The organism is Methylobacter sp. sgz302048, assembly GCF_052162025.1.
In the GTDB taxonomy this organism is placed as follows: domain Bacteria; phylum Pseudomonadota; class Gammaproteobacteria; order Methylococcales; family Methylomonadaceae; genus Methylobacter.
Genome location: NZ_CP197401.1, coordinates 2,852,730 through 2,874,271, shown reverse-complemented (window position 1 = coordinate 2,874,271; position 21,542 = coordinate 2,852,730). Strand labels below are relative to the sequence as shown.

General features: G+C 52.3%; 23 protein-coding genes. 12 read left to right on the top strand and 11 right to left on the bottom strand.

Annotated features, from left to right (window positions below; translation table 11 throughout):
• Positions 1-45: 45 nt before the first annotated feature.
• Positions 46-453, bottom strand: a complete 408-nt coding sequence (locus tag ACTNE6_RS13095; RefSeq protein ID WP_442497042.1) for a TraR/DksA family transcriptional regulator — start codon at positions 451-453, stop codon at positions 46-48.
• A gap of 74 nt (positions 454-527) precedes the next feature.
• On the bottom strand, positions 528-773 hold the full coding sequence (locus ACTNE6_RS13090) for a hypothetical protein (protein ID WP_194968445.1): 246 nt from the start codon (positions 771-773) through the stop codon (positions 528-530).
• A gap of 516 nt (positions 774-1,289) precedes the next feature.
• Here ACTNE6_RS13090 and ACTNE6_RS13085 point away from each other — a divergent pair.
• From ACTNE6_RS13085 to rluB, 9 genes are all read left to right on the top strand, one after another.
• On the top strand, positions 1,290-1,949 hold the full coding sequence (locus tag ACTNE6_RS13085) for a diguanylate cyclase domain-containing protein (RefSeq protein WP_442497041.1): 660 nt from the start codon (positions 1,290-1,292) through the stop codon (positions 1,947-1,949).
• A 170-nt stretch (positions 1,950-2,119) separates the two neighbouring features.
• Complete coding sequence (locus tag ACTNE6_RS13080; RefSeq protein ID WP_194968443.1) at positions 2,120-2,857, top strand: rhomboid family intramembrane serine protease; 738 nt, start codon at positions 2,120-2,122, stop codon at positions 2,855-2,857.
• A 191-nt stretch (positions 2,858-3,048) separates the two neighbouring features.
• Positions 3,049-4,968, top strand: a complete 1,920-nt coding sequence (locus ACTNE6_RS13075; protein WP_442497040.1) for an ATP-dependent DNA helicase — start codon at positions 3,049-3,051, stop codon at positions 4,966-4,968.
• Positions 4,965-5,648 carry a tRNA (adenosine(37)-N6)-threonylcarbamoyltransferase complex dimerization subunit type 1 TsaB gene (gene tsaB / locus ACTNE6_RS13070; protein ID WP_442497039.1) on the top strand — a complete coding sequence of 228 codons (684 nt, stop codon included), beginning with the start codon at positions 4,965-4,967 and terminating at the stop codon, positions 5,646-5,648. Before ACTNE6_RS13075 ends, tsaB begins: the two co-directional genes overlap by 4 nt.
• A gap of 43 nt (positions 5,649-5,691) precedes the next feature.
• A complete protein-coding gene (locus ACTNE6_RS13065) occupies positions 5,692-6,312 on the top strand; it encodes an L-threonylcarbamoyladenylate synthase (RefSeq protein WP_442497038.1) in 621 nt (206 codons plus the stop codon).
• Between the two features lie 16 nt (positions 6,313-6,328).
• A complete protein-coding gene (locus ACTNE6_RS13060) occupies positions 6,329-6,982 on the top strand; it encodes a site-2 protease family protein (RefSeq protein ID WP_442497037.1) in 654 nt (217 codons plus the stop codon).
• 9 nt (positions 6,983-6,991) lie between these two features.
• Positions 6,992-7,804: a segregation and condensation protein A gene (locus ACTNE6_RS13055; protein ID WP_434484306.1), complete on the top strand. Its 813-nt coding sequence runs from the start codon at positions 6,992-6,994 to the stop codon at positions 7,802-7,804.
• The gene (scpB, locus tag ACTNE6_RS13050) at positions 7,764-8,621 is read left to right on the top strand and encodes an SMC-Scp complex subunit ScpB (RefSeq protein WP_442497036.1); all 858 of its coding nucleotides are present in this window, start codon (positions 7,764-7,766) and stop codon (positions 8,619-8,621) included. Before ACTNE6_RS13055 ends, scpB begins: the two co-directional genes overlap by 41 nt.
• A complete protein-coding gene (gene rluB / locus ACTNE6_RS13045) occupies positions 8,575-9,573 on the top strand; it encodes a 23S rRNA pseudouridine(2605) synthase RluB (protein ID WP_442497035.1) in 999 nt (332 codons plus the stop codon). Before scpB ends, rluB begins: the two co-directional genes overlap by 47 nt.
• A gap of 116 nt (positions 9,574-9,689) precedes the next feature.
• Here the strand turns inward: rluB and ACTNE6_RS13040 are convergent, their stop codons facing one another.
• From ACTNE6_RS13040 to ACTNE6_RS13010, 7 genes are all read right to left on the bottom strand, one after another.
• A complete protein-coding gene (locus ACTNE6_RS13040) occupies positions 9,690-10,142 on the bottom strand; it encodes a nucleoside deaminase (RefSeq protein WP_442497034.1) in 453 nt (150 codons plus the stop codon).
• Between the two features lie 312 nt (positions 10,143-10,454).
• Positions 10,455-11,471: a bacteriohemerythrin gene (locus tag ACTNE6_RS13035; RefSeq protein WP_442497033.1), complete on the bottom strand. Its 1,017-nt coding sequence runs from the start codon at positions 11,469-11,471 to the stop codon at positions 10,455-10,457.
• A gap of 353 nt (positions 11,472-11,824) precedes the next feature.
• A complete protein-coding gene (sufT, locus tag ACTNE6_RS13030) occupies positions 11,825-12,373 on the bottom strand; it encodes a putative Fe-S cluster assembly protein SufT (protein WP_194968435.1) in 549 nt (182 codons plus the stop codon).
• Between the two features lie 10 nt (positions 12,374-12,383).
• Positions 12,384-13,112 carry an SDR family NAD(P)-dependent oxidoreductase gene (locus ACTNE6_RS13025; protein WP_442497032.1) on the bottom strand — a complete coding sequence of 243 codons (729 nt, stop codon included), beginning with the start codon at positions 13,110-13,112 and terminating at the stop codon, positions 12,384-12,386.
• Positions 13,103-13,783: an HAD family hydrolase gene (locus ACTNE6_RS13020; RefSeq protein WP_442497031.1), complete on the bottom strand. Its 681-nt coding sequence runs from the start codon at positions 13,781-13,783 to the stop codon at positions 13,103-13,105. Before ACTNE6_RS13020 ends, ACTNE6_RS13025 begins: the two co-directional genes overlap by 10 nt.
• 7 nt (positions 13,784-13,790) lie before the next feature.
• Positions 13,791-14,498, bottom strand: coding sequence for a bifunctional 2-polyprenyl-6-hydroxyphenol methylase/3-demethylubiquinol 3-O-methyltransferase UbiG (ubiG, locus tag ACTNE6_RS13015; RefSeq protein WP_442497030.1), 708 nt, complete (start codon positions 14,496-14,498; stop codon positions 13,791-13,793).
• A 68-nt stretch (positions 14,499-14,566) separates the two neighbouring features.
• Positions 14,567-15,892, bottom strand: a complete 1,326-nt coding sequence (locus ACTNE6_RS13010) for a TRZ/ATZ family hydrolase (RefSeq protein ID WP_442497029.1) — start codon at positions 15,890-15,892, stop codon at positions 14,567-14,569.
• A gap of 60 nt (positions 15,893-15,952) precedes the next feature.
• On the opposite strand from ACTNE6_RS13010, the gene mtnA reads away from it, so the two are divergent.
• The 3 genes from mtnA to ACTNE6_RS12995 are packed head-to-tail and all read left to right on the top strand — an operon-like array spanning position 15,953 to position 18,333.
• Entirely contained in the window at positions 15,953-16,999 is a 1,047-nt protein-coding gene (gene mtnA / locus ACTNE6_RS13005; protein WP_442497028.1) for an S-methyl-5-thioribose-1-phosphate isomerase, read from the top strand.
• On the top strand, positions 16,986-17,705 hold the full coding sequence (cysZ, locus tag ACTNE6_RS13000) for a sulfate transporter CysZ (RefSeq protein WP_442497027.1): 720 nt from the start codon (positions 16,986-16,988) through the stop codon (positions 17,703-17,705). The genes mtnA and cysZ overlap by 14 nt, the downstream gene beginning before the upstream one ends.
• 16 nt (positions 17,706-17,721) lie before the next feature.
• Positions 17,722-18,333, top strand: a complete 612-nt coding sequence (locus tag ACTNE6_RS12995) for an inorganic pyrophosphatase (RefSeq protein WP_194968428.1) — start codon at positions 17,722-17,724, stop codon at positions 18,331-18,333.
• Positions 18,334-18,398: 65 nt separating this feature from the next.
• On the opposite strand, the gene pckA is transcribed toward ACTNE6_RS12995, so the two are convergent.
• Both pckA and mtaB read right to left on the bottom strand, forming a co-directional pair.
• Positions 18,399-19,979, bottom strand: coding sequence for a phosphoenolpyruvate carboxykinase (ATP) (gene pckA, locus ACTNE6_RS12990; RefSeq protein ID WP_442497026.1), 1,581 nt, complete (start codon positions 19,977-19,979; stop codon positions 18,399-18,401).
• Positions 19,980-20,248: 269 nt separating this feature from the next.
• The gene (gene mtaB / locus ACTNE6_RS12985; protein ID WP_442497025.1) at positions 20,249-21,538 is read right to left on the bottom strand and encodes a tRNA (N(6)-L-threonylcarbamoyladenosine(37)-C(2))-methylthiotransferase MtaB; all 1,290 of its coding nucleotides are present in this window, start codon (positions 21,536-21,538) and stop codon (positions 20,249-20,251) included.
• Positions 21,539-21,542 lie beyond the last annotated feature (4 nt).

The window sequence follows — 21,542 nt, the reverse complement described above, 5'->3', positions numbered from 1 at the left end:
GTCATAAATCGGACTCAAACAATCCCTGCGCTATAGAGGCGTGTTTTACAGGTTGACTTCCAGGTCAGGCGTTATTCTGGCGGCATAGGTTCTTTCATAAAGCGTCTGGCAGACGATGCAGCGTTTTGCGGCAGGGTAGACCAGTAGACGCTTGAACGCTATGGGCGAATCGCACTCGATACAGATGCCGTAGTGGCCCTCGGCGATGCGCATCAGCGCGGCGTCGATATCGTTTATTTCATGCACGTGCCGGTCTATGCTGGCGAGGTTGATATCAACAAGAAGGTCCGCTACCGATTCATCCCCTGAGTCATGAACCGCCCCGGCCAGCTCCCTGTATTGTTGATTGTCATAAGACATCAGTTCTTCGCGTATTTCATTGCGCAGCTCCATATAGCGGCTTTTTAACTGCCTTTTGAAATTGTTGACCTGGAATTCAGATAATTTATGCATGATTAGAAACCTTTAGAGGTGATGATATGCCCGGTATTGAAATTCATTGATCAATAACGGCATGGTTTGGGTTGTTAAATGTTGTCGGGATCACAGGAACCGGCTTTTATCCAGACACCGTAATCGCAATGCAATAAATTGTCGCCGCTGCAGACATAGGCGTCATGATCATATCGCCTATTATTGAACAGGCAGCTCTTGGCGCCGGGTTGCTGAAGTTTGAAATCCTGGGCTTCCAACGGATACTCTTCAAGGATCGGCGAGGTGTTTAATTCTGGATCAGGCGCTCCGACTTGTGGTCTATTAATGCGATCAGCCATTTGTTCTATGCCTTAAGTATAATGATCGAGATGCTTCAATAGCATGACTAAATATCAGGATGAAAGGCGCTTATATTGGTGGAGCCAATAGACGATTTGGGTTTTTCGCCAATGATTTTTGTCATATCGGTAAGTTCCGCAGGCGCATGTTAATGTTTGCTGATATCTTTCCGGCGGCGGTTAACCGCCGGCAGGTTTAAATTGCCGCAGGCTTATCTCAATCCGCATCGTTGATAATCAAGTCTATTCAACATGAGCTAGCGAGTGAGCAAAAACCTGAACAGGATTATGGCTATTTATAGCGAATCGAATGTATTAAAAGTATTCGTAGGATCACTTAGATAATGATACGGATAGATAATGGCCGGATTTGTTTCTACTATAACGGATGGTTAGCAGGAATAGGCGCGTCTGAATGACGTTTTTTTGATTGAGGCGGCTTCTGTCTGCCGGTATTGGCAGAGAGGCTGATGCGGTCGCACCGAGAGCGGTTTTTTTAGAAGAATAAGGAGAGTTATGGAAAAAAAGACATCACATCGAGGGCTTGATGACATCGGCAAGGCCTGGGGCTGGTTATTCGGCAAAAATAGGGAAACAGATGTTGAAAAAGCTCAACTTGATGCCGTGGAAAAGCAAAAAATTGACAATGCCAAAGATGAACAGCGAGCCATAAAGACGGCTCAGGATGACCCATCGGCACCGCCTGCATTAATCAACAGGGCAGAGCTGGAAAGGATATTCTCTTTCTTTAAAACGAAAGCCGATAGATATGGTATGCGTATAGCCTTTCTTGATGTGTTCGTGGGTGATTGCATAAGCATGGATCACGCGCTGGGGCGTCAGGAGTGCGAATCTCTGTTGAATGATATCTGTAACAGAATCATAAGCTTGAGCAGAAAAGACGAGTTTGCAGTAAAGCTGGATAGCAGTGAAGTGTATTTGTTCGTGCCGTTTTTTCAATCGGAGGAAGAGCTTTGCCTATTATCTGAAAGGCTGCTTAAAAGCATTGAAGAAGCTATACAAATAGAATACCGGAATCTTTCATTATCAAGCCGTATCGGCATATCGATTTATCCCAAAAACGGCAAGACGCTCGATGAATTGTTATTGGCAGCCAGAAAAGCGCTATATAAGATCGATACCTCCAATAAAAGACTCTATCATTTCGCCTTATAAGCCGGGGCAGCTTTGAATCCAGTATGCGAATATAAACGTGCATTCGTGCTGATGCGGGTTGAAACCGTTATTTACGGTGGATAATGCTTTACCAAATTTTTAGGTAGTGACACGCCTATCTATTTACCGCACAATTAGGTTATAAACAGCTAATCGTTAAGGAAAAGGTTATGTTTCCAATCAGAGATGAAAATCCGAGGGTACGTCCGCCAGTAACAACCGTCATCATTATAGGGCTTAATATTGCGGTATGGCTTTTTATTCAGGGCGGCGGAAGCGTTATGCCTCTGATCAAGTCATTTTGCCTTTACAGCCTGATTCCTGGCGATCTGCTTGGTACTGTGCCGCCTGGCACTGTTGTTCCGCTGGTTGAAGATGTGGGTTGCGTCCTTGACGGTAAAGGCAGCCTCACAACCTTGATCACGCATGCCTTTCTGCATGGCAGTTGGTTTCATATCATCAGCAATCTCTGGTTCCTGTGGATTTTCGGCGATAATGTCGAGGATTCAATGGGAGGAGTCCGTTTTATAGTCTTTTATTTGGCCTGCACCATAGCGGCGGCTGTGGCGCAAATCGCAGCCGATCCGGCAGCGATCACGCCGATGGTTGGTGCATCCGGCGCCGTCGGCGGCGTGATGGGCGCCTACGCCAGGTTGTACCCCAGGGCTTCTATTTACGCTTTGATCCCGATAGGCTTTTTTCTCACAACGGCGGTAATCCCGGCTGTGTATATGCTTGGGCTCTGGTTTTTCATTCAGTTGCTCAGCAGTCTATTCGGTGCGGAAGGGCCTGCCAATATCGCATTCTGGGCGCATGCCGGCGGCTTTTTAGCTGGCTTGATACTGATAGGCCCCATGCACCGGCGGGATTATCTAAATGAGCATCGCCGCCTGAATCCGGAAAAATAAGACAAGCATTGCTTGAAGTTGATAAATCATGCGCCAATAAGATTCCCTAAAATTGCAGGATTTAGATTAAACAGACGACCGGCGTTTTATTTATCGCGGTATAATCTGCAAGCGAATCAGGCTGTTTCGTACATTTTCCCTTTTATACAGGTTCATCCGCGTTCGCCCGTGCGGGCATTATTATTTCTCAAGTGACAGAATTAGAATCATTCTTTGGCAATGATGGCGCATTATCGAAGATAATTTCAGGTTATCAGCCCAGAACGGCCCAGATTGAGATGGCCGAAGCGATCGTGCGTGCCGTCGAAGAAAGCCGGAATTTGATAGCGGAAGCAGGGACCGGTACGGGCAAGACTTTTGCCTATCTGGTGCCGGCTATTTTATCGGGTAAGAAAGTCATTATTTCAACCGGCACCAAGAACCTCCAGGATCAACTGTTCAATAAGGATTTGCCGGTTATCCGCAAGGCCGTCAAAAAGCCTTTCATGGCTGCGCTGTTGAAAGGCCGCAGCAATTACTTATGCAGCTATCGGCTGAAGAACGCGTTTGAGTCGACCCTGGGCTTCAGCAAGGACGACGCGGCGGCGCTGGCAAAGATCAAGTCCTGGGCGCAGCGCACCAAAATCGGCGATGTCTCGGAAATGTCGGAGGTTGCCGAGGCCGATCCCATCTGGTATCAGGCTACTTCGTCGGTAGAAAATTGCCTGGGGCAGGATTGTCCCGATTATGCCGAGTGCTTTATGGTCAAGGCCCGCAAGAAAGCGCAGGAAGCCGAACTTCTGGTCATTAACCATCACTTGCTCTGCGCCGACTGGTCGATACGCGACAGCGGTTTCGGCGAGCTGCTGCCGGATGCCGATGTCGTGATCATCGATGAGGCGCATCAATTGGCCGATACTGCTTCAAACTTTCTTGGCATCAATATAGGGGGCAGGCAGCTCAGCGATCTGGCCAGTGATGCATTGGTCGAGTATTTCAAGGATGCCACCGACCTACCGGCCTTGCGCACGGCTTGTGAAGATCTGGACCATGAAGTCAGGGATCTGCGCCTGGCTTTCGGGATCGAGCTGAAGCGCGGCGAATGGTACGAAATTGAAAACAATCCCAAAATAACCGCTGGCTTGAATGCCGTGAAAGAGCAATTGCAGCGCCTGAACGACCAGCTTGAGCTGGCTTCGGTCAAGACCAAGGGGCTGGAATCGTGCTTCAAGCGCGCCGAAGATCTGCTTCAGCAATTGAAGATCATTATCGAAGACGACAGCGGCAAATGGATACGCTGGTACGAGATCCATAAAAAAAGCTTTACCCTGAGTCGGACGCCGCTCGATATCGCGGCCGAGTTCCGCTCGTTCATGCAGCGGCATCAGGCCGTCTGGATCTTTACTTCAGCGACGCTGAGCGTGGCGAACAAGTTCGATCATTTCTCGAATAACCTGGGCTTGACCAATGCGGCCAGCGCCAGTTGGGGCAGCCCGTTCGATTATGCCAACCAGTCGCTGTTTTATCATCCCAAGGGCTTGCCGCAGCCGAATGATCCCGAGTTTATTCCGCTTATCATGAATTTTGCCTTGCCGGTCCTGCAGGCCAGCAAAGGGCGGGCATTTTTCCTCTTTACCAGTCACCGCGCGCTGAAACAGGCCGAAATGCTGCTAAAGGACAAACTGGATTACCCGTTGCTGGTGCAGGGCAGCCGTCCCAAAAGGCTGCTGCTGGAACAGTTCAAAGAGGCCGGCAACGCTGTTCTGCTGGGCACCTCGAGCTTCTGGGAAGGCGTCGATGTGCGCGGCGAAGCCTTATCCTGCGTGATCATCGACAAGCTGCCGTTCTCATCGCCCGGCGATCCGGTGCTGAAAGCGCGCCTGAACGCCATGGAACGGCAGGGCCGCAATCCGTTTTTCGAACACCAGCTGCCTGCCGCCGTGATTGCGCTGAGACAGGGCATCGGCCGGCTGATCCGCGACGTCAAGGACAGGGGCGTGCTGATGGTCTGCGATCCTCGCCTGTTGAAGCGGTCCTACGGCCAGATTTTTCTGGACAGCGTGCCGCCCATGAAGCGCACGCGCGATATCGAGGACGTGCGGGCATTCTTTCAACAAGAGACTGAACAATGAAATTACTAGCGGTAGAAACATCCACCGAAGCCTGTTCGGCGGCGCTGTTCATAGACGGGGCCGTGGCCGAGCGGTTTGAAATATCGCCCCAAAAACATACCCGGCTGATATTGCCGATGATCGATGGTTTGATGGCCGAAGCCGGCCTGAGGCCGCAGCAGCTCGATGCCTTGGCGCTCAGCCGCGGGCCGGGCAGTTTTACCGGCGTGCGTATTGCCACGGGCATCATCCAGGGCATCGCCTTCGGCGCCGATTTGCCGGTCGTGCCTGTGTCCACGCTGGCGGCCATTGCGCAGGATTTTTTCGACCACCACGATGACAATATCTCCTTCACGGCTATGGATGCGCGCATGGGCGAGATTTTCTGGGGCGTTTACCGGCGCGATGAGCGGGGCTATGCCGAACTGCTGGGCCAGGAAGCCGTGACACCGGCCGAACAGGTCGAATTTCCGGCGCTGGCCGGCGTTGGCGTCGGTTCCGGCTGGGGCGTCTATCAGGACCTATTGATGGCTCGATTGGCAGGGTTCGTCGAACGCTGCGAGACCGGTTTATTGCCGCGTGCCGGCGCCGTTGTGCGTTTGGGCGCATACGGTTTCGAACAGGGGCTGGCGGTCGATGTTGAACAGGCCATGCCGGTTTATCTGCGCGACAAAGTCGCAAAGAAAGAATCGGAGCGATAATAGGCTATAATAGCTCATCGTTTGCAACCTACCGCGTCAGGCAATGGCTCAATATTTCGAAATTCATCCCGAGAATCCGCAACTGCGTTTGATACACCGCGCTGTGGACATCATTCGTAAAGGCGGCGTCATCGCCTACCCGACGGATTCATCCTATGCGATTGCCTGCCATATCGACGATAAACAGGCGTTGGACAGGGTGCGCCGTATCAGGCAGCTGGACGAGAAGCATAATCTCACGCTGGTCTGCAAGGATCTGGCGCAGGTATCGAATTTCACCAAGATGGGCAATGACGCCTTCCGGTTGATCAGGGCTTTAACGCCGGGTCCGTTTACGTTCATTCTCGGCGCTACGCACGAAGTCCCGCGCAGGCTCCAGCATCCCAAGAAAAAAACGATCGGCATACGCATTCCCGATCACCCTGTCACACAATTGCTGGTCCAGGAACTGGGCGAGCCTTTGCTGAGTTCCACGCTGATATTGCCGGGCGACAGCGAGGCGCTCACCGATCCTTACGAGATCAGAGACAGGCTTGAACATGAGCTGGATCTGGTCATCGATGCCGGCATCATTGCCTCCGAGCAGACGACCATGATCGAATGTTCCGGCAGTGGCTGCGAAATTGTCAGACAGGGCAAGGGACTTGCCCCCATGCTCGATTGATACAGGAAAGCAAATTATGATGAATGAATTGACGCTGCTGCAGCGTATAGTGGTTTGGATATTGCCGGTGGTTTTCGCGATTACCGTGCATGAAGTCGCTCACGGCTGGGTCGCGAAAAAATACGGCGACAATACGGCCTTCATGCTGGGCCGGCTGACCTTGAATCCAATAAAGCATATTGATCTGGTCGGTACCATTATTTTGCCGGGCATATTATTGATCACGGGGACCGGCTTTATTTTCGGCTGGGCCAAGCCGGTGCCGGTCGATCCGCGCTACTTCAAGAATCCGCGCCGCGATATGGCGATCGTCGCGCTGGCGGGGCCTGTTTCCAATCTGCTGATGGCGATCAGCTGGGCCTTATGCGCGCGCATAGGCGTCGCGCTGAACATGGAAGTCTTATCATTGCCGCTGATTTATACGGGCATTGCCGGCATTTCCATTAATCTGGTGCTGGCGCTGATCAACCTGCTGCCGATTCCGCCGCTGGACGGCAGCCGTATTCTGACCGGCATTCTGCCTTCGCGACTGGCCTGGAAATATAACCAGCTGGAGCCTTACGGTTTTTATATCCTGTTGCTGTTGTTGGCAACAGGCGCTTTGGGCGCGATTCTGGCTTATCCAATGTATATTGTTCAGCAGCTGTTTTTTTCGATTGCCGGACTGTAGTTTTTTGAGATGAATCAAAATACAGCCGAGGTTCTGGAGGAGCCGCAAGCCATCGCTATAGTTCATGGCGCGCCGTTCAATGAGTTGCCGGAAGACCTCTACATTCCGCCCGATGCGCTGGAAGTGTTTCTGGAGGCCTTCGAGGGGCCGCTGGATTTGCTGTTGTACCTGATCAGAAGGCAGAATCTCGATATTCTCAACATACCGATCGCCCAGATTACGCATCAGTATGTCGCTTACATACAGATGATGGAACTGCTGAATCTGGAACTGGCGGCCGAATATCTGGTCATGGCCGCGCTGCTGGCGGAGATCAAGTCCAGAATGCTGCTGCCCCGGCCGCCGGAGACGGAAGACGAGGAAGAAGATCCCAGAGCCACGCTGATCCGCAGATTGCAGGAATACGAAGCGATCAAGAATGCGGCCGAGGAAATCGATCTGATGCCCAGGATTGAGCGTGATCTGTTTGAAACGCCAGTTGATGTTTCCACGCTTAACGTCGAAAAAATATTACCTGATGTTCAGTTAAGAGAACTGTTGCTGGCGTTTCAGGATGTACTGAAACGCGTAGAACAGCTTAGTCACCATCAAATTATCAAAGAACCGTTATCAGTCCGTGAACGAATGGCAACCATTTTGGAAAAACTTAAAGGAGAAGATAGTCTCCTTTTCTCGCAATTATTTATCCGAAAAGAAGGACGACAAGGGGTCGTTGTCTCGTTTCTGGCCATCCTCGAACTCAGCAAAGAGCGACTCATCGACATCATCGAATCAGACGCCATTGCCGGGCTTCGAGTCAGAAGAGCCGGTAGCGCCGCCTGAGCCAAAGAGAGAGCGAAAGCCCAGAAAAGCCAAACCGGTACCCAATCTTGCGACTGATTCAGATACCTCGATTATTCCCGAGCCTGTTGAAGGGCCGCCTGTCGATCTAGACAGACTTAGAGCCTACGTCAGCCACAAGAATCGACGCCGACAATATCAACCCATACAATTACCCGAACCGCTACCCGTCAGTGAGCAGCCGGAATTCAACATGGAAATCAAACGCATAGTCGAAGCCATTTTATTCGCTGCCAGCAGGCCGATGACCGCAAAACAGGTGCAACAGGTCTTTCCCGAGATCGAACAGCCGGAATTGCCGGAAATTCAGGCGGCCATCGACGCCATTGTCGAAGAATACCGGTTCAGGCCTGTCGAACTGAAAAAAGTGGCCAGCGGCTATCGGTTTCAGGTCAAACAGGAACTGTCGCGCTGGGTGGCGCGGCTTTTTGAGGAAAAACCGCCCAAATACTCGCGCGCCTTGCTGGAAACGCTGGCGATCATCGCCTACCGTCAACCGGTGACGCGCGGCGATATCGAAGATATTCGCGGCGTCAGCGTCAGCAGCAGCATTATGCAGACGCTTCTCGAGCGCGAGTGGGTGCGCATAGTGGCTTATAAGGAAGCGCCGGGGCGGCCCGCGGTTTACGGCACGACCAAACAATTTCTGGATTATTTCAATATTGCCGCGTTGGAAGACCTGCCGACTTTACAGGAGATTCAAAATCTTGATTTGTCGGTGGACAACGGGCAACAACCCATGCAGGTAAAGAGTGAAGAGCAAGAAACCAGCGAACAGTTCGCAGAAACAGCCGAATAACAGCAAGGCATCGAAAAAGACCGATCGCGCTAAACCGGCGGCGGGCGAACATTATAAAAAAGCGCCGCGGCGCGACGGTTCAGATGCACACAAACCATTCAGCAAAACCAAGCCGGCCAAGCCGCTCAAAAAGACCGATGCGGATCAGCCGGCAGAAGGCGAACGCATCCAAAAAGTACTGGCGCGCGGCGGCGTCGGTTCCCGCCGGGAAATCGAGCGCTGGATAGAAGAAGGCCGGGTCAAGCTGAACGGTGTGGACGTCACCCCGGGCACCCGCTTAAAGCCAGGGGACTTTTTGCAGATCAACGGCAGGGCCGTGCACTGGGAAAAATTCGGCAAGCAGCCTACGCGCGTGCTGCTGTACCACAAGCCGACCGGTGAAGTCGTTACGCGCCGCGATCCGGAAGGCCGCCCGGTCATATTCTCGCAGTTGCCGGAACTGGCGGTGGGCCGCTGGATTGCGGTAGGCCGTCTCGATATCAACACCTCGGGATTATTGCTGGTGACCAATAACGGCGAGCTGGCCAATCGCTTGATGCACCCGTCCACATCCGTGGAGCGCGAATATGCCGTGCGCATTCTGGGCGAAGTATCGGACGCGACGATGGAAAGGCTCAAGCAGGGCGTGGAACTGGAGGACGGCAAAGCTAAATTTGACGAGATCCATTTTGCCGGCGGCGAAGGGGCCAATAAATGGTATCACGTCATTGTGACCGAGGGCCGCAACAGGCTGGTCAGGCGCTTGTGGGAATCGCAGGAGGTCACTGTCAGCCGGCTGATTCGTCTGCGTTACGGGCCTGTGGTGCTGCCGGAGCGTTTGAAAACGCAGGCTTTTTATGAACTGACCGATAAAGAACTGGATCTGCTGTTTGAATTCGCCGGCATGGTTAAAGAGGAGAGAGCGGCTGCAGCCGAACCCGCAACGAAAGTCTATAAGCCAAGACGACATTAACGCCAGTCACATCCGCTGATCAGCTATCAGGATCGTCTGGCAGCTGATCAGCGGAGCGGCATTTTTCGGGCTGATTTTGACATCAGGAATAGCTTTTGAGCGTTTAAAGCAGCGGCTTATTCCACAGCAATATCTTCATTCCAAAGTTGCGGCTTTTCCCGGATTAAACGGGCCATCAGTTCGATGCACCGTTCATCGTCAAGCAAGGTTACTTCGACGCCATGACTTTTTAAAAACTCAATGTTGCCGGGAAAATTTTTGTTTTCGCCAACGACAACGCGTTTAATGCCGAACTGAACAATGGTGCCGGCGCACATCATGCAGGGGCTGAGCGTCGTGTACAGGGTAACGGCCTTGTAACTGCTGCGCCGCCCGGCCTGGCGCAGACAGTCCATTTCGCCATGCGCGATCGGGTCGCCTTCCTGAACGCGTTTGTTGTGGCCTACGGCTAAAACCTTGCCGTTTTCAACCATTGCCGCACCGATAGGCAAACCACCTTCGTCGTAGCTTTTTTGCGCTTGCTCGAAAGCCATGTCCATGAATTTTTGGTCTTGTTCTCTCGTTGTCATAATTGATCACCACTTCTCTGCAATTATTTAGTTTTGACTTGCTTGTCCAGTCATTCCTTCGTTTATCTGCGCGGAAACGAAGCTGGCGGTAATTTATTGATTATGGCTGAAGTGCGCTTTGTCTGCACCCTTAATTTCTCCATCAGAATGACTGTTTTCTAATGGTTTTTCTTCAGACACTTTCTGGAGACAAGGCGTTGGTATCAGGCATTTACGAAACGAGGGCAGTTGGCGGACAAAATAAATTAATCGGCAAATAGACTCTGATTTGTGTCCTTTGATGATCCTGGATAATATGAATAATGCCTGCAGTCAGCGGTCCTGCCGCGGCATCTTTCCGGGCTGGATCAGGCGACCTTGGGTTTCTTTCAATTTTTGGTGTAAAACCCGTTGCGCTTCCTTTTTTCGATTAAACTTTTCGTGGATTTGCTGCAATTCCTGTGTTCGTTTTCTTAAAGTTTCTTCAAGTTGGGCCACAGATAAAGCCAGTGCCGCTTCAATCTGTTTTTGTCTCGAAATATTCATGCCCCAGCCGATAAAGCCGGCAAACTCGTTATTTTCAAACCTTCTGGGAACCGCGGTTTCTAAAACATGAAGGCAGGCCTCATCACGGGTAATCAGCCGGTATTCAATCTGCATTATTGAGCGTTCTTTAAAAGCTCGGGCATATTCGGCCAGTAATCGATTGCGGTCATCCGGGTGAATGTAATTCAGCCATGCGTCGGTTGAATAGTCGCTGGCCGTTAAACCAGTGACTTGCTGCCAGTGTTTATTACAGTAAATAAGCCGGTTGCATTCATCCTTGAGCCAGATAAAGACAGGCAGATCATCGGCAAACGTTGTGAATTGGCTTTCGCTGTCCTGTGGCGCACTGCCGGAAGCGTCCTTGATGAAGTAGCATGCGCTGGTTTCGCCGACAGCTTGCTTGACTTCAAGCATTGTTAACGCCATCTGTTTATCGGCATTGAGTATATGGTCGGTGAGCCAATCCATAAAAAAATTGAGCAGTTCCAGCGAGATTCTTTTCGGGTTGATCGCACACCGGAGCTGTTCCTTGGCAATTTTTTTTACAAATTCCTGATGTTTTACCCGATGCTCCAGAAAGAGCGGTTCAGGATAGTCATTTTGGCGCATGAAATTTTCTTCGGCATCGAAATGATAATAGATATAGGCGACCAGTTTATCTAATGTTCTGATCAGGACCTGCTGCGCTTCTCCCATGGCAATGACCTCATTCAGCCGATTGATTAGATTGAACAGCCGCTTATGCTGTGTATCAATCTTATCAATACCGGTAGTGAATTTCGGGTCCCAAGGGAAGAGTGTCATGGTTCATGTGTATAAATGGATGGTAACAGTAATTTTTACAGTACCCGATAGTTTTATACAATCATGCAAAAATTATAATAATGTCAGTAAATGCTGATAATCTGATTGAATAGGGTCAGAGGAAAACATTGATGAATAGGGAGAGTTGCCGGAAAAAACAATATTCCGAGTGCAATGCCTCGGCGGCAATGTAGCCGGGATGAAAACCGTTTCCCGGTTAATAGTCCTGAAGAAGGGTGAGGGATGGCGGCAGCAGGAATATAGCATCCATCATGCAGCCGCCGGGAAATATCAGGTCCAGGCCCTGGTTGTGCAAGCTCGCGTACGTTAGTGTCGAGCCTGTTCGGGCTTGCTTAATACAGGCCTAGCTGCAACTGAGCGACTTCCGACATCATTTCGCGCGACCAGGGCGGATCGAGCACGATTTCGACATTGACGCTGGCGACGCCGGGCAGCGCGCGGATGCATTTTTCCACATCGCTCTGGATGACAGGCCCCATGCCGCAGCCGGGCGCCGTCAAAGTCATCATGACATGCACGTCGTTCAGTCCTTCACCAGTCGGCGTGACCTGGCAGGAGTAAACCAGGCCCAGGTCGACGATGTTGACCGGGATTTCCGGGTCGTAAACCGTTTTCATGACTTCCCAGCAGTTTTTTTCAACCGCTTCCGGACTGGTATCCTTGACCAGGGTGTGCAGTTGATGCTCATCCTTGCCCAGTGCGTCGGCATCGACGCCGGCAATGCGAACCATGTGGCCGTGTTCGGTTACGACGGTGTAGTTGTTACCGAGAGACTGGTGAATAGTAACCTGGTGGCCTTTGCTCAAAGTTCCGGTATTGCCGTCCGGTATAGTGACAACATTGACATCGCGGGTTAAAACAACGGTTTCTCTTTCTGCCATAATAGTTCAGTTATAGATTAAAGGTTCGGGCGTCTATAATCTGGCCGGTGATGCCAATGCTTTCGGCGCCAAATAAATAGACATAGACGGGGGCCAGGGATTCCATGGCGGGCAGCTTGTGTTTGTCTTCCGCCGGATAAGCGCGTTTTCTTAGCGGCGAGTCAACAGGGCCGGGCACTAAGGTATTGACGCGTATTTTGTTGAAGGCTTCAAGTTCTTCGGCCAGGATATTGGCCAAGCCTTCCATTGCTATTTTCGATACGCCGTAAGCGCTCGAAAAGGCCGGCGCGTTTCTGGCGGATGAGTCGGAGGTGAAGACGATCGAGGCATGCGCGCTTTTATTCAGCACCGGCAGCAATACTCGACTCAGCAGAAAAGGCGCATTCAGATTGACGTTCAGCGTATGCCCCCAATCCTTGGTTTTGGTGACTGAAATAGGCGAGAATGCGGTGAATTCCACGGCCGAATGCAGAACGCCCTGCAGGGAGCCGTATTTTTCGTCGATTCTGTCGGCCAGTTCCTGATAGTCCATTTCATTGGCGCCCGCCAGATCGAAAGGATAAATAATAGGTTCCGGCGCGTTGGCGGCTACGATGGTGTCGTAAGTTTTTTCCAGCTTGGGGATGCTTTTATCGAGCAGGATAATATGCGCACCCTGTTTGGCCAAGGCCAGCGCCGCCGTGCTTCCCAGGCCGCCGCCTGCCCCGGTGATGAGAATGACATGATGAGTTAGCGGCATGTGAATGACTCTATCCAGGTTGGAATTTGTTCGGGCGACTCTATCAGCGCATCGGCGCCCCAGGTTTCCGGCATGTCGCCCGGTTTCAGGTAACCGTACAGTGCGGCCAGGGTTTTCATCCGGGCATTTTTTCCGGCCGTAATGTCATGAACGGCATCGCCGATAAAAACGCATTCCTGGGGCTGAACGCCGGCCTGCCGGCAGGCTTCCAGCATCGGTTCAGGGTGCGGCTTGCTGTTGGCCGTAGTATCGCCGCTGACGATGCAGGCGGCCCTCGCGGTCAATTGCAATGCTTCCATCAGCGGCTCGGTAAAGCGTTTGCGTTTATTGGTCACGACGCCCCATTTCAATCCCAGCGCTTCGATGATGCCCAGTGTTTCGACCATGCCCGAGAAAAACGCCGTGTGTTCGGCAATATTGGTCTGGTAGTAATCGAGCATGCTCTTTAAAACAGCAGCCTGAGTCTCCTGATCGGTATCGGCGCCCACGCTCTCTCTGACCATGGCGGCGCCGCCATAGGAGATAAAAGGACGGATAGCTTCGGGCGCGACGGTTGAAAAGCCATGCTCGGCCAAAGCCTTGTTCAGGCTGGCGATCAGATCGGGCGCGGTATCGACCAGTGTGCCGTCCAGGTCGAATAAAACGCAAGCTAATTTGAAGTCGGTCGACATTGGGCGTCTACTCGGGCCGTTTGAATGCGGCGAGGTAGTTGACATCGATGTCCTTGCCAAGGCTGAAATGCTTGGTGAACGGGTTGTATTCGATGCCCACCATGCCTTGCAGTTCAAGGCCTGCGCTGCGGGCGGACTGGCTCAATTCCGACGGCTTGATGAAGGTTTTGAAATCATGCGTGCCTTTAGGCAGCATTCTGAGCACGTGTTCAGCCGCGACAATGGCCAGCAGATAGGCTTTCGGCTGCCGGTTCAGGGTCGAGAAGAATACCATGCCGCCGGGCTTGACGAGCCGGGCGCAGGCGCTGATGATAGAGCCGGGGTCCGGTACATGTTCGAGCATCTCCATGCAGGTGACATGGTCGAAGCTTTCAGGCTGCTGCTCCGCCAGCGCTTCGGCGCTGATTTTCTGATAGTGCGTGTTGATGCCGGATTCCAGCCCATGCAGATCGGCGATATCGATCAGTTCTTCGCTGAGGTCAATGCCCAGCGCATCGGCGCCAAGTCTGGCGAGCCCTTCGGTTAAAATGCCGCCGCCGCAGCCGACGTCAACGATGCGCTTGCCGGCAATCTCCGCATACTGCTGGATGAACTGGAGGCGCAGCGGATTAATGTCGTGCAGGGTTTTGAATTCGCCTTGCGGGTCCCACCAGCGTTCGGCCATTGAGCCGAATTTGTTGATTTCGTGCAGATGTACGTTGTCTGATGCTGTCATCTTATGAACCGTGTGTTGGATGGCTATTAGTGTACTATATTAGTAGGTTATTCGTCATTACTGGTTGCTCATGCCGACAGGCGTTGCCGCCATTCGCCGAGCTTCTGTTTTAAATCCGTCATATCGATCGTGGTTAGATTGCGTTGTTTCAACAGGCGTTTGCCCGCTACCCAGACATCGGTAACTTGCTGGCGGCTGGCGGCATAGACGATCTGTGAAACCGGACAATACAGGGGCTGGGTTTCCAGTTGCGACAGATCGATGGCAATTACATCGGCGGATTTGCCGATGCTGAGCGAGCCAATTTCCTGATCCAGGCCCAGCGCTTTGGCGCCGTTGATGGTAGCCATGCGCAAAGCGGTCATGGCGGGTATGGCGCTGGCATCGCCGGCAACGGCCTTGCCGAGCAGCGCGGCGGTGCGCATTTCCCCGAGCATGTCCAGGTCATTATTACTGGCCGCACCATCGGTGCCCAGGGCGACATTGATGCCCGCCGCCAGGCATTTGGCAACCGGGCTGAAGCCGCTGGCCAGCTTCAGGTTCGATTCGGGGCAGTGCACGATATGCGCACCGGTTTCGGCAACCAGTTCGATTTCGTCATCGGTCAACTGGGTCATGTGGACGGCTATGAATGACGGACTGAGCAGGCCCAGTTCATGCAATCGCTGCAACGGGCGCTGTCCGGTTTCATGCTTTGCCTGTTCGACTTCATGCAGGGTTTCGTGCACATGCATATGCACGGGCAGTTCCAATTCGTCGGCAAACGTTCTGACTTTGCTCAACGGCTCATCCGAGACCGTATACGGCGCATGCGGAGCGAACGGCGTCGAGATCAGCGGATGATGGCTGAGTTGATCGTGCAGGGCCAGGCCTTTTTCGATGTAGGCTTCACTGTTTTCGGCCCAGACTGACGGAAAATCGATCACGATCAGGCCGACGCTGGCGCGTATGCCATGGTGCAGGGCCTGCTGTGCTGTGATCTCGGGAAAGAAATACATGTCATTGAAGCAGGTCGTGCCGCCCAGAATCATTTCGGCAATGGCCAGATCGGTGCCATCGCGCACAAACGCTTCGCTCATCCATTTCTGTTCCAGAGGCCAAATATGATTTTGCAGCCAATCCATCAGATGCAGGTCGTCGGCGATGCCGCGCAGCAACGTCATGGCCGCATGCGTATGGCTGTTGACGAAACCGGGCAGCAAGGCGTGACTTTCCAGGTTTTCCGTTGTCGTACCTTGGTACTTTTGCCGGGCTATATCCGACGGCAACAGATCGATAATCCGGCCGCCATCGATAACCAGAGCATGGTATTCATATACGGAGGGAGCCGTAGTTACGGATTCCGGTTCAACGGGTATAATCCAGCGCGCGTGGATCACTGTATCGACTATCATAGGTATTCCTGTTATTTAGACGCGGAATTATAACTTTTTTAACTTAATTTTTGATAAATAATGACAAGACAGAGTAAATTGGCTATACAAGCCCTGCAATGGACAGGCGCTGCTTTAAAAGTATTGGATCAACGACAACTCCCCGAAACCATCGTTTATGACGAATACAGCGATGCCGCCGGCGTGACGGAAGCCATTGCTTCCATGCGTGTGCGCGGGGCGCCGGCGATCGGCATTGCGGCGGCTTACGGGGTCGTGCTGTCTGTCATGCGGCATTATTCGGCCGGATCGGACCAGTGGCGGCAGCAGGTGGCGGCCGATATCGACAGGCTGGCGCATTCCAGGCCGACGGCCGTCAATCTGTTCTGGGCGCTGGATCAGATGAAATCGGCATTGAATCAGGCACAGGGTGATCCTTTGGCGGCTGCGCTGATCTGTGCCGAGAAAATTCATGCGGACGATATCGCCGCCAATCACGCCATGGGCGAATTGGGGGCTGACATTCTGGCCGGCGCCAAAGGCATCATGACGCACTGCAATGCCGGCGCGCTGGCGACAGGCGGCTATGGCACAGCGCTTGGGGTTATCCGCAGCGTCTATCGACGTCAGCCGGTCAATGTCTATGCCGGCGAGACCCGGCCTTGGCTGCAGGGTGCGCGCCTGACCGTCTGGGAACTGGCGCAGGATGGCATACCGGCAACGCTAATCGCTGATTCGGCAGCAGCCTGGCTCATGAAATCCGGCGCGATCGACTGGATAGTCGTGGGTGCTGATCGTATTGCCGCCAACGGCGATGCGGCCAACAAAATCGGCACTTATTCATTGGCTGTGCTGGCCAAGCAGCATGGCGTCAAACTCATGGTGGCGGCGCCGACTTCGACGATAGACTGGGACATCAAAGACGGCAGCAGCATAGAGATCGAACAGCGCAATCCAAACGAATTGCTGGCATCTTGCTACATCAAGGAGGATTCTCTGGTCAGCGCCTGGAATCCGGTATTCGACGTAACGCCGGCTGAATTGATTTCAGCGATCGTGACCGAGAAAGGCGTAGTATTGAATCCGTCTGAACATGGGGTAGGGAGTCTAAAACATGCAGATCAATAAAAAAGGCAATAACCCGGCATTGGCAGTCAGCTATTTTTTCAGAGGATTGGGATTATTGGCCAGTCCTCAATTGCGCGCCTTTCTGATCATTCCGGTCCTGATCAACCTGGTGCTGTACAGCGTGATGTTGACGTTGGGCTATTTTTACGTCGACAGTCTGATCGAGCAGTTTATTCCCGGTTGGCTGCAATGGTTGAGCTGGATCTTGTGGCCTCTGTTTTTTATCAGCTTTTTTATCGTTGGCTTTTTTACCTTCACGATACTGGCGAATCTGATAGCGGCGCCATTCTATGGCAGACTGGCGGCAAAAACCTTGGCTATCGTCACCGGGAAAAACGGCGCCGTTGCAGAACAGCCTTTGACCAAAGTCATGGCTGCTGAAGTCAAACGCTTCGGGTATCTTGTTGCGCGGGCTTTGCCGTTACTGCTGTTGTCCATTATTCCCGGCCTCAATGTGATCGCGCCCTTTCTATGGGCCTTGTTCGGCGCCTGGGCCATGGCGCTCGAATACATGGCTTACCCGCTTGAAAACGAAGGCGTGCTGTTTTCGGAACAGAAACGGCTGGCTAAAGAGATGCGTTTGGGCGCCTTGAGTTTCGGCGGATTGACCATGGCAGGATTGACGTTGCCGTTATTGAACATTGTCGTGGCGCCGGCTGCCGTCATTGGTGCAACTATTTATCTTCATGATGTCAAACAGGGTTAAAAGCACGAGGTTGATCATGAACAGCAAATACAAAGCACATCCCTGGCATGGCATTAGTCCTGGCGATAATGCGCCGACCACTGTGACGGCATTTATCGAAATAGTGCCGACCGATATGGTCAAGTATGAAATCGACAAGGCCAGCGGTTATCTTAAAATCGACCGGCCGCAGAAGTTTTCCAATACGGTGCCGACGCTATACGGCTTTATTCCACAGACTTTCTGTGCCGAAAAAATTGCCGAGTTCGCAGGATTAAAATCCGGTAAAACGGTCATTAAAGGTGATGGCGATCCATTGGATATTTGCGTGTTCAGTGAGCGTACGATAACGCATGGCGACATTCTTGTGCCGGCCATTCCTATCGGCGGATTTCGCTTGCTCGATAAAGGCGAAGCCGACGACAAGATCATCGCAGTTATGGAAGATGATGAGTTTTATAGGCAGTGGCGTGATGTATCGGATTGCCCCGAATCTTATATCAATCGCCTGAAGCATTATTTTCTGACGTACAAAAATCTTCCTGATGAAGACAGCGTCAGCGAGATAGTCAATATTTATGGACGGGACGAAGCGCAAGAGGTGATCAGAAAGGCCATGGAGGATTATAAAAATCATTTCGGCCATTAAGCTGTTTTTGCGTCAAAGCCGGGGCGATGAGATCGCCCCGGCTTTAAAAGTTTAATGCAGCTCTATCAGATGTGCGGACCGGCTTTGGTGAAGTCGAAATCATCACCGGCGCTGATGTATTTTTTGAAGTTTTCGATGAACATGCCAGCCAGTTTTGCTGAAGTCGCATCGAAAGCCCCTTTATCAGCCCAGGCATCGCGCGGGTTGAGTCGGGCATCATCGACGCCCGGCAATTCCTTGGGAATGAACAGGCCGAAGTAAGGGATCTTGTTAAACTCGGCATTGTTGATGCTGCCATCCAAGATCGCATTGATACAGGCACGGGTTGCTTTAATGCTCATGCGCTTGCCGATCCCGTAACCGCCGCCGCTCCAGCCGGTATTGACCAGATAGGCATTGACGCCGTGCTTTTCCATTTTTTCGCCGAGCAGTTTGGCATAGACAGTCGGGTGCAACGGCAGAAAGGCCTCGCCAAAACAGGCAGAAAAAGTGGCCTGAGGTTCGATAATGCCGCGCTCGGTGCCTGCAACCTTGGCTGTATAGCCGGACAGGAAGTAGTACATGGCCTGGTCTTTAGTCAGGCGGGATACGGGCGGCAGAACGCCGAATGCGTCGCAGCTCAGGAAAATGATATTTTTCGGCAGGCCCGCCCTGAGCGTCGGCTCATGGTTTTCGATATGCTCGATAGGGTAGGAGACGCGCGTGTTTTCCGTTTTGGAGCTGTCGAAGAAATCAACCACGCCGTCTTCGTCATACACGACGTTTTCGAGCAAGGCCTTGGGCTTGATGGCAGCGTAAATTTCCGGTTCGTTTTCCGGAGACAGGCCGATGCATTTGGCGTAGCAGCCGCCTTCGAAGTTGAAAATGCCTTCATCGCTCCAGCCGTGTTCGTCGTCGCCGATCAGCTTGCGTGCAGCATCGGTCGATAAAGTGGTCTTGCCGGTGCCTGACAAACCAAAGAATAAAGCCACATCGCCGCCTTTGCCGACATTGGCGCTGCAATGCATCGACAGGATGCCGTTCAGCGGCAGCCAATAGTTCATCATGGTGAAGATGCCTTTTTTCATCTCGCCGCCGTACCAGGTGCCGCCGATGATGGCAATGTTCTTTTCGATGTTGAAAATGCAGAAGACTTCAGAATTGAGGCCATGCTTCTGCCATTTTTCATTAGTCATGTTGCTGGCGTTATAGACGCAAAAATCGGGCGCGAAATGCTCGAGTTCCGATTCGTCGGGGCGGATGAACATGTTTTTGACAAAATGCGACTGCCAAGCGAATTCGGTAATGAAACGCACGGATTTGCGCGAGTGCTCATTGGCGCCGCTGTAACCGTCGGTTACATAAATATCCTTGCCGGAAAGATAATCGATGACGTCCGCATAGAGTTCATCAAAAACCTCGGCCGAAACAGGCTGATTGATTTTGCCCCAGGCGATATGTTCGCTGGAGGGAAGTTGTTGGACAAAATACTTGTCTTTTGGCGAGCGTCCGGTAAATTTGCCGGTATCGACCATCATAGTCCCATTGCTTGATTCCTTACCCTCGTTTTTATCGACTTCGTGGGCATGCAAATCAGCATAGCTGAGATTACGATAAACGGTACCAACGCTCTTCAATCCCAAACTTTCTGGGCTCAATCCACTCATTAAAACCTCTCACAGATGGTTTTTTCCACCATCACTAAATAATTAATGTCTAAACTGGTCTTGTTAGTCAGCCACAACAACTTTTTTGCTAAAGGATTGAGAAGCAATTGAAAGCCTCCCTTCATTGATGTCCCCAAGGTGCTAAAATCAGTAGAGCAGGATCTAATACCGCTGCATGTTGAGCTATAAATAAATGATATCTTATTTTAACTTAAAGCTAAACTCCCGGATTAAGGCGGCTCAAGCTGTATTCACGCTTGTTCAAGCAATTATTCGGCAAGTTGGGCAGCAAGATAATTTTCGGCAACCGCTGTCAATCTGGCTTTAATAATTTGATTCTCAAGCGATTCGTCCTGATTGATTACGCAGCCTACGCGCAGATAATTGGGCGTATAGCCAAACACCCTTTTTTTGCCGGCGTCGAGTTCTTCGCTATAGCCTTCCCATAGCACCGGAAACGAATGGCCGACATTGGCTTCAAAAAACTGTCGCTTCATACTGTCGGCCAATTCATGAAGCTGTTGGCTGCGCTGCTTTTTGACTTCATTAGACAGTTGATCGGGCAGTGTAGCAGCTTTCGTGCCTTCGCGCGGCGAATACGTGAAGATATGGATATGGCCGAAACCGGTCTGCTTGATGAAATCGAAGCTGTCCTGCCATTCCTGTTCGGTTTCGCCGGGAAAGCCGACGATGATATCGGTCGTGATGTTGAAGTGCGGTATTCGCGCGCGCAACCGGTTCACGATGGCGGAAAACTCGTCGGTTTTGCAGCGCCGCGCCATGCGTCTGAGCACCGGATCCGAACCGCTCTGCAAGGGCAGATGCAAGTGCGGCATCAAACGCGGATTATCGAACAGCGCATAGAAATCATCCGACAATTCCCACGGTTCCAGAGAGCCTAATCGCAAGCGAGGGATAGCCGTTTCGGCCAGGATGGCTTTTATCAGCTCTGACAGATTGTTGCCCAGATCGCTGCCGTAGCCGCCCAGATGGACGCCGGTCAGGATGACTTCGTCGATGTTCTGGCTGTGCAGCGCGTTGATTTCGCCGATCACGTCCGCGACAGGCCGGCTACGCTCGACGCCGCGCGCGACAGTCACGATGCAGAACGTGCAGCGGTAGCGGCAGCCGTCCTGAACCTTGACAAAGGCGCGCTGCCGGCCGCGCGTGAACAGGGAAATCTCTCCCGGCTCCGTCGACATGGCCGGCATGCTGTCCATGTTGAGCGCGGTCAAGGTTTTTTCGACCAGCCGATCCTTATCCTTGTTGCTGACGACCAGGTCGACGCCCATTAACTGCGCCGCTTCATCTTCGTTCAAAGTGGCGTAGCAGCCGCTGACGACCAGTTTGGCTGCCGGATTGTCCCTGTGTATGCGTTTAATCAGCTGGCGCGATTTTCTGGCGGCGTCCTGCGTCACGGCGCAGGAGTTGATGACGACCAGATTGGCGGCTTCCGCCTGCCGCGTTATCTGATGGCCGGCTTTTTGAAAAGCCTGAGCCCAAGTTTCCAGTTCCGCTTCGTTAAGACGACAACCGAGCGTTTTGAGGTGGATATTCATAAAA

Excerpts from the sequence above, each read along its gene's own strand:
- ACTNE6_RS13095 (WP_442497042.1), bottom strand. The coding sequence starts at position 453 with ATGCATAAATTATCTGAATTCCAGGTCAACAATTTCAAAAGGCAGTTA.
- ACTNE6_RS13090 (WP_194968445.1), bottom strand. The coding sequence starts at position 773 with ATGGCTGATCGCATTAATAGACCACAAGTCGGAGCGCCTGATCCAGAA.
- ACTNE6_RS13085 (WP_442497041.1), top strand. The coding sequence starts at position 1,290 with ATGGAAAAAAAGACATCACATCGAGGGCTTGATGACATCGGCAAGGCC.
- ACTNE6_RS13080 (WP_194968443.1), top strand. The coding sequence starts at position 2,120 with ATGTTTCCAATCAGAGATGAAAATCCGAGGGTACGTCCGCCAGTAACA.
- tsaB (WP_442497039.1), top strand. The coding sequence starts at position 4,965 with ATGAAATTACTAGCGGTAGAAACATCCACCGAAGCCTGTTCGGCGGCG.
- ACTNE6_RS13065 (WP_442497038.1), top strand. The coding sequence starts at position 5,692 with ATGGCTCAATATTTCGAAATTCATCCCGAGAATCCGCAACTGCGTTTG.
- ACTNE6_RS13060 (WP_442497037.1), top strand. The coding sequence starts at position 6,329 with ATGATGAATGAATTGACGCTGCTGCAGCGTATAGTGGTTTGGATATTG.
- ACTNE6_RS13055 (WP_434484306.1), top strand. The coding sequence starts at position 6,992 with ATGAATCAAAATACAGCCGAGGTTCTGGAGGAGCCGCAAGCCATCGCT.
- ACTNE6_RS13040 (WP_442497034.1), bottom strand. The coding sequence starts at position 10,142 with ATGACAACGAGAGAACAAGACCAAAAATTCATGGACATGGCTTTCGAG.
- ACTNE6_RS13035 (WP_442497033.1), bottom strand. The coding sequence starts at position 11,471 with ATGACACTCTTCCCTTGGGACCCGAAATTCACTACCGGTATTGATAAG.
- sufT (WP_194968435.1), bottom strand. The coding sequence starts at position 12,373 with ATGGCAGAAAGAGAAACCGTTGTTTTAACCCGCGATGTCAATGTTGTC.
- ACTNE6_RS13025 (WP_442497032.1), bottom strand. The coding sequence starts at position 13,112 with ATGCCGCTAACTCATCATGTCATTCTCATCACCGGGGCAGGCGGCGGC.
- ACTNE6_RS13020 (WP_442497031.1), bottom strand. The coding sequence starts at position 13,783 with ATGTCGACCGACTTCAAATTAGCTTGCGTTTTATTCGACCTGGACGGC.
- ubiG (WP_442497030.1), bottom strand. The coding sequence starts at position 14,498 with ATGACAGCATCAGACAACGTACATCTGCACGAAATCAACAAATTCGGC.
- ACTNE6_RS13010 (WP_442497029.1), bottom strand. The coding sequence starts at position 15,892 with ATGATAGTCGATACAGTGATCCACGCGCGCTGGATTATACCCGTTGAA.
- mtnA (WP_442497028.1), top strand. The coding sequence starts at position 15,953 with ATGACAAGACAGAGTAAATTGGCTATACAAGCCCTGCAATGGACAGGC.
- cysZ (WP_442497027.1), top strand. The coding sequence starts at position 16,986 with ATGCAGATCAATAAAAAAGGCAATAACCCGGCATTGGCAGTCAGCTAT.
- ACTNE6_RS12995 (WP_194968428.1), top strand. The coding sequence starts at position 17,722 with ATGAACAGCAAATACAAAGCACATCCCTGGCATGGCATTAGTCCTGGC.
- pckA (WP_442497026.1), bottom strand. The coding sequence starts at position 19,979 with ATGAGTGGATTGAGCCCAGAAAGTTTGGGATTGAAGAGCGTTGGTACC.
- mtaB (WP_442497025.1), bottom strand. The coding sequence starts at position 21,538 with ATGAATATCCACCTCAAAACGCTCGGTTGTCGTCTTAACGAAGCGGAA.